Source organism: Rivularia sp. PCC 7116, from assembly GCF_000316665.1.
Taxonomy (GTDB): domain Bacteria; phylum Cyanobacteriota; class Cyanobacteriia; order Cyanobacteriales; family Nostocaceae; genus Rivularia.
Genome location: NC_019678.1, coordinates 7,583,007 through 7,595,446, shown reverse-complemented (window position 1 = coordinate 7,595,446; position 12,440 = coordinate 7,583,007). Strand labels below are relative to the sequence as shown.

Sequence of the window (12,440 nt, the reverse complement as noted above, 5' to 3'; positions counted from 1 at the left end):
TTCTATCAAAATCTACCTCTACCCCCTCTTCCCCCTCACTCAACGCCAGTAATCTATCAGCGGGAAAGGAGTAACCACTAAGTACTAACAACTAACAACTAATTATGAAACCTTTTCCAGATGAATCGTCAGAGAAAGAACTTATTCCCGATTTTAAGGGAGATTCGTTTCCAAATAATAAACCAATTCCAATTCTTAGATTTGTAATACCTTTATTAATCCAAGCTGGTTTACTTTTCTCGATACCAGCACAATCAGCTTACACTTACATTACAGGTATAACTGTAATTTTACAAACCGTACCTGTAGATCCCTATAGCTTATTAACAGGTTATTATCAAATTCTAAGTTACGATATCTCCACAAGAGGCACTTTAGAAAAACTTCCCGGCAGCAAAGATGTATTAAAAGATGGGAAAAGTTTTTATGTAATTCTCCAAGAAGTTAAATCAACTGACGAGAAAATTCCCAAAGCATGGAAACCAATACGTTTAAGTAAAGAAATTCCCGATTCTCTTCCAGATAATCAAGTCGCTTTGAAAGGCAATTATAGATATGGTCGGGTTAAATACGGTTTAGAACAATATAATATGCCAGAAGACCAACGCAATCAAATTAACAAAAATATATCTCAAGCAAGACGAAGCACAACTCAAAGAGATAGACAACCTATCGTAGTGGAAATAAAAGTTGATTCCCAAGGTAAATCGGTACCTGTAAGCATGTGGGTGAAAGAAAAAAATTATCGGTTTTGACAGTGAACTGTTATTAGTGAACAGTTATCAGTGAACAGTGAATAATTAGCAATTAATAGTTAATAGCTAACAAAGTTCTTAATCAGAGCTTAAGCCCTTGGATTCAAGACTTTAGTTAAACAAAAACCTGTAAAAATTATCAAATCCACAGCTTTATTTTTAACTGCTCACTGCTCACTGCTCACTGTTAACTGTCTTCGTTACGTAATTGCCAAGCTGCACCAAAAGCGGCACCGGCTCCTGCTAATAAGCCAGTACTCATTCCTTGCATCGTTTTACTAATGGGATCTTGAGTCAGACATTCACTTGTTACCTTAGTCGCGTTGATACACATGGTACTTTCCGCCCAGCTAGAAGTACCTCCAAGCACTACACCAGCAAAGCTACAGGAAACAACTAGCATTAATAGGCGCTTATTTTTTCTATCCATAGATAGGTTTTAAAATATCTTTAGTATTAATTCTCTATCCAATGTACATAAAAATTCATACTTTGTCAGCATAGTTTGTATAAAAAGTAAATATTTTTTAACTGATTTTGAGTTTCTGTCTCTGAGGTTTATGTAGTGTTGTCTCATGCGGAATAGCGAAACCCGCCTATGCAGGTTTCGCTTGTAGTTTTATGTCACATTTTGGAAATACAAACGGCGTTTAATATCAACTCAAAAGCGCTATGTTAAACAAATCTAATTTTGGATTTAGTTAAAACCATTGTGGCTGCCAAACCGATAAATATAGTTACGGGCAAGCCTGACTCTGGTACTTTTCTTTTGCGTGGGGGTTCATCTTTTTTAGCGTAAGTATAAGTAACGGATACTGAAGCACCAGCAAAAGTTTCAAAACCAGCTACTAGATTACCAGGTCCGGTAGCTTTCGAGATACCCATAGCATCAACAAATAGATTAAAACTACCATCGCCTACGAAGGGGGTAAAGTCATCTGGGATAGTGAAAAGTGCTGATTCTTTTGCAGAATCAGATATTTCTGTTAGTTTTACGCCGGAAGTACCATCAAAATCTAAGACTTCATCGTATGCTTCTAAATTTTGTTCAATTGATGCAGTCGGCAAAGCTACAAGTAATAAAGAACTATCAGGCTTTGTTAAACTAATTTCTGCTGCAAGATTTCCCGTAACCAAAGCTGCTTGAGCATCTCTGTTTTCTAACTCAACAGAACCCTCTACCTTGCCACTTAATTCAAATAAAACGCTTTCTAAATCCCCTAGGCTGCTGTCAAATTTTGGTAAAGTAATTTGTTTTGAAAAATTAGTTTTTTCTAAATCAATCGAATTTTCGTATTGCAGTGTAGATGCTTGTGCGGCATGAATGGGCGCTAATATTGCAGCAAAAGCTGCCACCATCACCTTTGTTTTGGAAATGGATAGATGCATAATTATTAAACCTATATACTGTTTGCGTTTTTATGATTTTTGTTCAACGCACCCTTGTGTCTTTAAAAGAGATTAATTGAGTTAATTATTTTAAGCAATATTACTTAAGCATATTCATGAAATATTTACAAAAAAACTCCGGATATATCCAGATATATATTTTTTTTGTAAGTAATGACTCAATTATTTAAGTTAAATAGATTCAGTTAGTAAAAATTTTATGAATGAACGGTTAATATTTTACAAACTTAACTGCTCAAATTAAATATATTCCTTGAAATAGTCAGCGTCTATGGTGTTTGTACTGATTTTAGGGCTTTATTATTTTTTATAATTCTCGGAAGCTCCCACCAAGTAACAGAAGGATATTTATGATGTTCTTCGTGGTAACCGAAATGATAGCAGGTAATAAAAGACCAAAGAAATGGACGGTAAATGCTTTGAGCGCGGTGAGAATTTTGATATCCTCCTGATGGTTTTCGGTGGGGTAAATATGTTCCGAAATAAAATAGCTGAATTGAGCTAAGTAGTAACGGTATTGCCCAAAATAATATTAAGTTAATTTCTGGAATATGGAATATAATTCTTACGGAATGGTAAGCGATTGTCATTCCTGAAAAGCGCAACCAACTCCAATAGCGAAACATGAAATAAAAGTACCAAGCAAAAAAATTTTTATGTTTACCATTATGGTAATCTGGGTCAAGTTCGCTGGCTGGATTTTGATGATGTTGCCAGTGTCTTTTTAATAATTTTTTATAAGAGAAAAAAGCATATAAACCTACAGCTATATGACCAATTAAATTATTTATTTTAGGATTTATTGGAAAAACGATACCATGCATTGCATCATGGGCAGTTATAAATAGTCCTGTAAACAAAAATGCTTGCCATAAAATTGAAAATATAATCAATATTTTATTAGTTTCGGGAATGTTGATATTGGTAAATATGATTAGACTGGTTGTCCATGCAGTGATAATAGCAAAAGCAATTATTAATCCGATGTAAGCTTGACTATATTGGATTAATTGTCTCAATTTTTTTGGCAAGATATCGATTAAGAATGAAGACATAAAAATAGTAATTCGGTTTTATTCCCAAAAATACTCTTAGAGTCAAGGGAAGGGTAATAGAAAAAATCAAAATTAGTATACTGAATTATTTTCAATAATTAAATATATGTAGACTACATTTTCTCGCTTTTTTGTAATGAGTAAAGGCTGCTATTTAGACTATATTTTCCGTTTCATTGCTTTTGTTACTTGCTGACAATTGGGATACAGTAGATAACTTGGTTGAATTATTGGAACAATTTGCTTGAGCGGGAATGTTAATTAATATGCTAGATATTGCTATCAAAATAGCGGATGTTCTGTTCAAGAATAATGTAGATTTGTGGGTAGTCATGATGAGAAATTTATTTGTTGGTTAATAAGTTATTGGACTTTGAATTTTTGGTAGAAGTCGTTCGATTAAATTGATGTAAAATAATTCCAATTTACGAATAATTCACCCGAGTAAATAGAATTGTTGTTAACAGGATTTATTTGTAAAAAGCAAGATAAAATTAAAATTTATAATCCTATTAATCGAGAAAAATTTCATCTTTATTGGGTTGATAAACAAACTCTAAAATAAAAAATTATAACTCTCTGTGTAACTCCGCGTTGACCTTTGCGCTTCTCTGCATTAAAAAGTATTTAATTAAATGCACAGTGACGCTGAGGTTTACGCAAAGGTATGCATAGAGAATATCAAATACTTTTTCATACTTTTTCATAACGACAATAAATATCTAATTAGTTACAGTAATTGCTGATAAACTAATTGGGTATTTTTGTATGAATAAACTAGTTCCTTGGTTAGGCTATTCTCGTGGCTATATTTCACCTTTCAGTAATCAAAATTAAGATAAATAAATACAGAGAGAATCAAATACTGTTCTAATTGTTAATGATGAACCTTCAACTTTCAACAGCATAGAAGCAAATAATAATAATGATGATTATGATTCCATTTCTGGTGTCAATACTACATTAGATGACCCTTTAATTTCATCTGGAAAAACTATCAAGCAGGTAGGTTTTATAGATGCTTCTCTCGGAGAAATCGTATCTGACGAAGATTTTACAATTTCCGACAGTCTCACAATTACAAAAGGTGGTTAATGTCACAAGAATTACTTTAAACTATCTCCTACTTCTGAAGACTCAACTGAGAAATAGCTTTGTAAATAGTTTAAAGTCAGGCGCTTTGTTTCTTTTACCAGTCTTGCACGAAAATCAGGACTTTGTCCCAAAGATAACCAAATCAAATTACCAATTGCTTTGACCATAACGAAGGCGATCGCATCATAATCTTCTACATTTAATGATGGGTTGCGCTTCGGTAAAAGTTTTGCTAAGGTCTGAATCAGTTCGGTATCAAATGCATCATCTACCTCTGGTATAGTCGCTTGCACCTCCATAAAAACCGCACGAAAGCCGGGATGCTCTGAAAAAAATTGCTCTACTCCATCAGTTATCCTATCTACATAATCAACTAAAGGGAACTGTGTCATCTCCAGGGTATCAAAGCTCTGAAATTGCTCTCGAAACAAGTCACCATACCGCTCGGCTAAAGCCTGCAAAATAGCTGCTTTATCTGGGAAAAACTGATACAACGAACCAATAGGAACCTTTGCTTGTGACGCGATCGCTTTAGTTGTCGTTGCAGCATATCCTTTCTCAACAAACATTTTCTCCGATACATCCAAAATTCGATTAACTCGCTCCAAACTACGAGCTTGTCTTGGTTTGCGACGTTTTCTAGCTGCGGTATTAGACGAATTTTCTGCCATTTTTTTGCATCCCCTTGACAAAAATGAGCTTTCCTAGAATCATAGCTAACATGAACTATGCTCGCATTCTAACTGTTTAAGTCTCTCCCAGACAAGTGCCTTATAGAATTTACTACTCACTAATCACTACTCTTTCAAATGGAACTTCAACGTTTATCTCGACTGAGCGATATAATTTTTGCCGTAGCCATGACCATAATGGCCCTGACTTTTGAGCCGCTTCCACAGAAAGAGATGACACCCCAGGAAGTGATTGCATTTGTGCAACAGCAATTGCCATCATTAGCGGTTTATATTTTGACATTCATCGGAATTGCTTTCTATTGGATTACCCATCTCCAACAGTTTCGATACTACAAGCAAACCGATACCGTTCACATATGGCTTAACCTACTCTCCTTACTTTTCATTGTTCTTTTACCTTACGCTAATGATTTATCCACAATCTATGATGGTGTTTTTATAATTCAGTGTTTCTACAGTTTTTCGGCAGCGGGAGTAGGTATATTTTCCACGGCAGCCTGGATTTATGCGACTAAAAATCGGCATTTGGTCAGTCAGGATTTGTCAGACCAAATCATTCGTCAAATTCGACAAGAAAGCTATGTTGAACCCATTGTTTCCCTATTCGCAATCGGGGGTGCATTAATTCATCCCTTGGGTTGGATACTGACATTTATAGTTGGATTCCCATTGATTTTTCTGATTCAAAGGTTATTCAGAATCAATAAACAAGAAAACAAATAAAAACAGGCAATTTAATTTGCCGGACATCACGCTACACATCTTTTAAGGTCTAGTTTCTGAAACAATTTGTACTATTTTTCCAATCCCCTATTGACAAAACATGAATTAAGCTCATATTGTATAAACATGAACTAAACTCGCTTTTTGAGGAAACATCATGACAAGCAACCAGGGTCAAAGTATACTAAGTTTATCTGGACCAGATGCAGCTACAGCTATAGAAGAATATGGTCAAGATCCCTTAGCATTTATGACAGGCTGCGCTCGCAAATATGGAGAAATTGTCCCTATCCAGTTAGAAAACGACCTATTTTGTCTTCTCACAAATCCCGAACACATAACTCAAGTTCTCAGAGACAGACAGTTATTTGTGAAAGCAGAAGATATGGAATTGCTAAAGACTTTATTAGGCAACGGTTTGTTGACCAGCGAAGGAAGTTTTTGGCAGCGTCAGCGACGGCTTGCTCAACCTATTTTTCACCAAAGACGAATTAACGGTTACGGTGAAACTATGGTTGAATACACTCAGCGGATGTTAGAGAATTGGAAAGCTGAGGATACTTTAGATATACATCAAGAAATGATGCATCTCACTCTCAATATTGTGATGAAAACTATTTTCAACCAGGATATTGCAGGTGGAGATGCGGGAAATGTTGCTCAAGCAGTAGAAGAAGCTATGAATTGGTTTGTTGAAAAGACTAATTCACTCTTAGCTGGAGATGAAACAAAGACACCCGCAGATAAGCGTTATGAGGATGCTATTGTGTTGCTTGATGAAACAGTTTATGCCATGATTGAGCATCGCCGCGAAACTGGCGAGTATGGCAATGACTTGCTGGGTATGCTGATGAAAGTAGAAGATGCTGACGATGGTAGCCGCATGACAAACCGGCAGCTACGAGACGAAGTCGCGACCCTCATCGTAGCAGGACATGAAACCACCGCCAATACACTGTCTTGGGCATGGATGCTGCTCGGAGAAAATCCTGATATTAGAGCCAAACTAGACGAAGAGCTAAAGGCTGTTTTGCAGGGTAATGCGCCCACCATTGAAGATTTGCAGCGGCTACCCTACACAACTATGGTGATTAAAGAAGCTTTACGACTATATCCTACTGTTACTGACTTAAGCAGACAAGCCACAGAGGATTGTGAAATTGGCGGATACAGTATTCCCAAAGGAACAACCCTTAATATCAGTCAATGGGTGATGCATCACGATTCTCGCTATTTTACAAATCCAGAAGTGTTTAATCCAGAGCGTTGGGCTAATGATTTTGAGAAAACTTTACCACGAGGTGTATATTTCCCCTTTGGTGATGGACCGCGTGTTTGCATTGGTAAAAGCTTCGCCATGATGGAAGCGGTATTATTGCTAGCTACAATAGCCCAGTCGTTTCACCTAGAACTTGTACCCAACCAGGTAATTGAGAAACAACCTTCAGTTACTCTGCGTCCGAAGACAGGTATTCAGGTTGTGCTGAAAAGTGTTTAAGTAATATTATGTTCGGATGAACATTTGTCATTGCGAGTGGAATGAAATAATCCGAGTCCTTGGGATTGCTTCGCTCGCAATGACATACCGTAATATTAATATTATAGCCGTTACACACCGTACAATTATTTTAAACAAGTTTTTAAAATCTATTCATTTCTCGAAAATACTGACGATAAAGTTGGCAATATAGAATTGCTTTACTCCTCTTTATTGTGACTAATCCCATACTATGTAATTTAAACATTTCCAAAGCAGGTATATTAACTGGACAACTTGAATTAATAACTTTTTGAAAAGCAATTGCTAATTCTGGTTGTGCTTCTAAAGCTATTAAATGTCTTCTTAAATGACTGTTTAAGGGTCCTTTCGTTCTGTTGGTTTAATTATTGGTAGAGCGCCTCGCGTTAATCGGTACAATGAAGGTAAATTTGTTTTTTATCCCAATGGTCAATTTCAAAGTTCTAGCTTTATAGGCGTAGATGCTTCAACTCGTAATCGCAGAGGTAGACGTAGTGGAAGTGGTGTTGGGAGTCGCAATAGTCGCAATTATGGAAATTTTAGAATAAACGGATATGACTTAACTTTCAATTATCCCGATGGTAAACAAACCAATCATATTGCTTTTTACGTACCCGGAGATAGAAACGGTTTAGTACTTAACGGTATATTTTATACAAGACAAAGATAAATCATTCAAAATCGTTTCATGCGGGCATTCCTGCCCGCTTTGGGAATATACACCAATCAATTATTGATAATCGATTCTACTCAATTATCAAATTAAAAGGTAAACGAGCATATACACCGGAAGGGTCATTCATATTTTGTACGGCTGCTATTTCTGCTTTTAATTTCTTAAATTCAACTGTCAAAGGATGATTTGATTCGAGTATATTTTTGTTCTTGCTACTTTTAAAAATAGTTTGAGTTTCTTCTGAAGCCTTTCCAAAAAATCTTTCGCTAAAGCTACTGGCTTTGGGATACTCTTGTAATTGCCATTTTTCTCCTAACTTTGCTTCTGTTGCAGCATATTCGATAGCTGCATCTAAACCACCAATTTCATCGACTAAACCAATGTCTTTTGCAGTTTTACCAGACCAAACTCTTCCTTGAGCAATTTCTGCAACCTTGGCTTGAGGCAAATTTCTACCTTTAGCGACTTTTTCGAGAAATTTATTGTAAATTCGATTGACGCTGTTTTGAAATATAGCTAGTTCTGCTTGCGATTGGGGACGAGTTGTAGTACCAATGTCGGCGTATTTTCCTGTTTTGACACTATCCCAAGTAATACCGTTGTCGTTAGCTAATTTTTGAATATTGGGTATGCTGCCAAATACGCCAATCGAACCCGTAATTGTATTTGGTTCGGCAAAAATGCGGTTGGAATCTACAGCTATCCAATAACCACCGGATGCGGCTGTATCGCCCATCGATACCACAACTGGCTTCACATCGCGAGTTAATTTAATTTCTCGTTGAATTATTTCCGATGCAGTAGCGCTACCACCGGGAGAATTTACCCGTAAAACCACCGCTTTGACATCTTTATCTTGACGAAGACGGCGGAAAATCTTAGCAAAGCGGGTTCCTCCGACTTCTCCAGCATCACCATTGCCGTTAACTATACCACCCTCTGCATAAACTACCGCTATTTTATTTTCTGAACTTCTTTTACTCAAACTTTTATCAGCAATTTGAGCGTATTCATCTATATCAATTTGTTTAAAAGATTTTTCTTTACTGTCGGTTTTGGTAAACTCTTTAAGTTCTGTAACTACTTCATCAAAATATGCTACTTTATCCACCAAACGGTTGGTTTTAGCTTCATCGGGTTCCAAAAGACCTTTAGTATCGGCAATTGTTTGTAGCTGCTGGGGAGTCATTTTACGACTTTTACCTACAGTACCGCGCCATTCACCCCATAAATCATTCAATAATGTTTGAATTTGCTCGCGATTTTCTGGACTTAATTGTTTTAAAACCAAAGGCTCAACTGCACCTTTGAACTTTCCTACCCGAACAATCTGCACTCCAACACCAAACTTTTCCAAAGCTCCAGCTAAAAACATCGGTTGCGAGCTGAAACCATTAATTTCCATTCCTCCATAAGGATTAACCATAACGGTATTCGCCACCGAACTGAGATAGTATTCTTTTTCACCCCATCCCACACCGTAAGCAACAACTTTTTTACCAGAATCGCGAAATTTTGCTAATGCCTGACGAATCTCCTTAAGAGTTGCAAAACCCGCACTTCCCGCTCCCGATGCGTCTCTTGCATCCAAATAAACCCCTACAATTTGCTTATCGGTACGAGCTTTTTCCAAAGCATCTAAAACCGAACGTAATGTCATCTGCTTCCGATAATTACCCGAAAGCGCTTGCTGTAAAACTAAACCGGAATCGGGTTTTCCATCAGTAATTTGAGTTGATAAATCAAATACCAACATTGAAGAATCTTTTACTTTTGGTCCTGAATCTGAAGAAGCGGCAGCAAAAACTAATAAGAAAAATCCTACAGTACTGATACCTCCAAAAATAAACAGCCCTAATAAACTTCCAATTAAGCTAGCAAAAGTTTGTTTAATAAAATTACGCATATTATCCCCGGTTTTACTAATAAATATTTACGCTTAACTATATTGTAAAAATTGTAGTAGTGCATAAGCGCATAAGCACAACTACCTTGTCAAAATTTTCCTCCGTGCATTACTTCATATTTCAAAAATTATCCTGCATTATTTACCTTATATTTCTAATGTCTCCTAAAAATATTGTTCCTAACACCGAAAAAATGCTCAATAATTGAGATATAGAATTATTCAACTGCTTTTTGTAAACTATCAGAATGTTTAAGCTGTTCTAGTGTAGCGTTACCAGTACAAAATAGTACGGTGCTAATTTCCGCAATTAAAACTTTTGCTAAATCGTAAAGTGTAGCTTCCGATGATGTTGCAGCTTGCAAAAACGGCATCGCCAATCCAGCTAAATCCGCTCCTAACGCAATAGCTTTTGCCACATCCACGCCATGACGCAAACCTCCCGAAGCAATCAAAGGTATCTCCGGTGCGATCGCGCTGATTCCGGTGATGCACTCAGCGGTTGGTACGCCCCAATCAGCGAAGGTTCTACCCAAACGCCGCTGTAAAACATTATCAGCACGCTCGCTTTCTACCAAAGCCCAAGAAGTGCCCCCCGCGCCAGCCACATCAATCGCCGTCACTCCTGCACCAATCAGCTTATGAGCCATTTTCGCTGAAATGCCATTACCGACTTCTTTAACAATTACAGGTACCGGTAATTTATCGCATAAAGTGGCAATTTTGTCCAAAACTCCACAGAAATTAGTATCACCTTTGGGCTGAATGCATTCTTGTAGCGGGTTGAGATGCAAAATCAGCGCATCGGCTTCGAGAAGATCGACAACTCGCAGACATTCATCCAAACCGTAACTGTAATTGAGTTGAATTGCTCCCAAATTAGCAAACAATAATATATCGGGAGCATATTTGCGAACTGCAAAAGTATCAGAAACCTGCGGATTCTCTACCGCAACTCGTTGAGAGCCGACACCCATAGCCAACCTGTAATGTTGAGCAACTTTCGCTAAACGAGTATTGATAGTTTTAGCTTCTTGAGTTCCCCCAGTCATCGAAGAAATTAGCAACGGTGCATTCATAGGTTTACCTAAAAATGTAGTACTGATGTCAATTTCCGAGCGGTCAATTTCTGGTAGACAACAATGGTCAAAACGATATCTTTCCAACCCACTAGTAGTTTGACGAAACTGAACATCTTCCTCCAGACAGATGCGGATGTGGTCGGCTTTACGGGATTCGGTTGCTGCTGAGTAATTTGTAGAAATCTTCACGGTGGAGACTGGGATTAATATTAACTGCTATTTTTTCAGTCTCCGGTATTTTGGGTTTTTTTGGAGTCAAATATGCGCCTTTTTAACAATTCGCAATTCGTAATTGGGGATGGGGATTGGTGATGGGTAATTGTTAATTGGTAATTGGTAAGCCCGCAGACTGAAAGTCTGGGGCTACAATTACGAAGTCCACCTGCGTGGACTAGATTTTTTGACAACGAACGTAGGTAGGACGGTAGGATTTTTCTCGGTGCCGCGTAATATCTATTCACAGCGTATACTGAGAGAGCTTTTTTACAATATACCTGACTTTTCAAAAATCCTGTAATAAAAAATCTGGCTCTAAGCTTATCTCAGTTAACTGTAGTGATGAATCGAGGTAGCTGTCATAGAAAGCCGTATCAGTCTGTTTTTCTATAGTCCCAAACCAAATACCATCACCGTATTCAACATTAACTAATTCGTATCCTTGGCTAAATAATTCTTTACCATCTGCTAGAAGTTCATCAAAAGTGCTTCCAGAGACATAACCACTGTTAATACTGTAATTTTGTTGAAAAACCCCAAACCAGATACCATCACCGTATTCAACATCAACTAAGTCATATCCTTCTTCCCATCTTGCTGAAATATCTTGTTTGAATTCATCAATACTGCTTGCAGTGTTATAACCACCAGTACCAGGAACATCTCGAAAAGTCCCAAACCAGATACCATCACCGTATTCAACATCAACTAAGTCATATCCTTTATTCCAATTCCATACTTCTGAAATATCTTCTGTAAGTTCAGTAAGACTGGTTGAAAGGCTATAAGTATTAGCACCATAATTTTCTTCAAAAGTCCCGAACCAAACACCATCACCCTTCGGGTTCAGCACTTGCTACAACGGAGGGAACCTCCGCAACGCAGTGCTTCACCGTATTCAACATCAGTTAAGCGATATCCTCCTTGCTCCCACTGCTGTTGAACAGTTTGTGTAAGTTCCTCAGCACTGCTTACAGCGATAAAACTACTATTCCCAGGTGTGTCTTGATAAATTCCAACCCACTTACCATCACCATACGCAACATCAACTAAGTTATATCCTTGACCTAAATCCTCTAAAACACTTTCTTCAAATCCCAAAAGATTTTCACCAGTAGTGTAAGCATTGTTAGACATAATTACGTATCTGTTCAGATTTTTGCGGAGTATAAAAGAGCTTTTTAAACCCTATCATTGCTTATCAGGATTCTATAAACCTTTTACGAGAATATATATATATGTTTTTTTACGCAAAATTTCAGAAGCCGCATTATAGTTACTAATGTTTTTTCTTCCTCCGCGTTTACC

The 12,440-nt window shown here is 37.3% G+C and carries 11 protein-coding genes and 1 pseudogene; 3 read left to right on the top strand and 9 right to left on the bottom strand.

Annotation, left to right across the window (positions count from 1 at the left end; all coding sequences use genetic code 11):
- Positions 1-104: 104 nt before the first annotated feature.
- On the top strand, positions 105-755 hold the full coding sequence (locus tag RIV7116_RS29185) for a GDYXXLXY domain-containing protein (protein ID WP_015121934.1): 651 nt from the start codon (positions 105-107) through the stop codon (positions 753-755).
- 187 nt (positions 756-942) lie between these two features.
- On the opposite strand, the gene RIV7116_RS29180 is transcribed toward RIV7116_RS29185, so the two are convergent.
- From RIV7116_RS29180 to RIV7116_RS29165, 4 genes are all read right to left on the bottom strand, one after another.
- Positions 943-1,185 (bottom strand): hypothetical protein, encoded by a 243-nt coding sequence (locus tag RIV7116_RS29180; protein ID WP_015121933.1) that lies wholly within the window; start codon positions 1,183-1,185, stop codon positions 943-945.
- A gap of 245 nt (positions 1,186-1,430) precedes the next feature.
- Positions 1,431-2,144, bottom strand: a complete 714-nt coding sequence (locus RIV7116_RS29175) for a choice-of-anchor E domain-containing protein (protein WP_015121932.1) — start codon at positions 2,142-2,144, stop codon at positions 1,431-1,433.
- A 290-nt stretch (positions 2,145-2,434) separates the two neighbouring features.
- Entirely contained in the window at positions 2,435-3,220 is a 786-nt protein-coding gene (gene crtW / locus RIV7116_RS29170) for a beta-carotene ketolase CrtW (RefSeq protein ID WP_015121931.1), read from the bottom strand.
- A gap of 1,106 nt (positions 3,221-4,326) precedes the next feature.
- Entirely contained in the window at positions 4,327-4,986 is a 660-nt protein-coding gene (locus RIV7116_RS29165; protein WP_015121930.1) for a TetR/AcrR family transcriptional regulator, read from the bottom strand.
- 138 nt (positions 4,987-5,124) lie between these two features.
- On the opposite strand from RIV7116_RS29165, the gene RIV7116_RS29160 reads away from it, so the two are divergent.
- Together RIV7116_RS29160 and RIV7116_RS29155 are read left to right on the top strand one after the other, a co-directional pair.
- A complete protein-coding gene (locus RIV7116_RS29160) occupies positions 5,125-5,733 on the top strand; it encodes a TMEM175 family protein (RefSeq protein WP_015121929.1) in 609 nt (202 codons plus the stop codon).
- Between the two features lie 157 nt (positions 5,734-5,890).
- Entirely contained in the window at positions 5,891-7,231 is a 1,341-nt protein-coding gene (locus RIV7116_RS29155; RefSeq protein ID WP_015121928.1) for a cytochrome P450, read from the top strand.
- Between the two features lie 142 nt (positions 7,232-7,373).
- On the opposite strand, the pseudogene RIV7116_RS37715 reads toward RIV7116_RS29155, so the two are convergent.
- The 5 genes and pseudogenes from RIV7116_RS37715 to RIV7116_RS29135 all read right to left on the bottom strand — a co-directional run.
- Positions 7,374-7,592 (bottom strand): annotated as a pseudogene (locus RIV7116_RS37715) (AAA-like domain-containing protein); the annotation flags it as partial.
- A gap of 406 nt (positions 7,593-7,998) precedes the next feature.
- Positions 7,999-9,834: a signal peptide peptidase SppA gene (gene sppA / locus RIV7116_RS29150; protein WP_015121927.1), complete on the bottom strand. Its 1,836-nt coding sequence runs from the start codon at positions 9,832-9,834 to the stop codon at positions 7,999-8,001.
- 218 nt (positions 9,835-10,052) lie between these two features.
- Entirely contained in the window at positions 10,053-11,105 is a 1,053-nt protein-coding gene (gene fni, locus RIV7116_RS29145; RefSeq protein WP_015121926.1) for a type 2 isopentenyl-diphosphate Delta-isomerase, read from the bottom strand.
- Positions 11,106-11,418: 313 nt separating this feature from the next.
- On the bottom strand, positions 11,419-11,985 hold the full coding sequence (locus RIV7116_RS29140) for a hypothetical protein (RefSeq protein WP_015121925.1): 567 nt from the start codon (positions 11,983-11,985) through the stop codon (positions 11,419-11,421).
- The gene (locus RIV7116_RS29135; RefSeq protein WP_044291249.1) at positions 11,979-12,269 is read right to left on the bottom strand and encodes a hypothetical protein; all 291 of its coding nucleotides are present in this window, start codon (positions 12,267-12,269) and stop codon (positions 11,979-11,981) included. The genes RIV7116_RS29140 and RIV7116_RS29135 overlap by 7 nt, the downstream gene beginning before the upstream one ends.
- Positions 12,270-12,440: the final 171 nt, after the last annotated feature.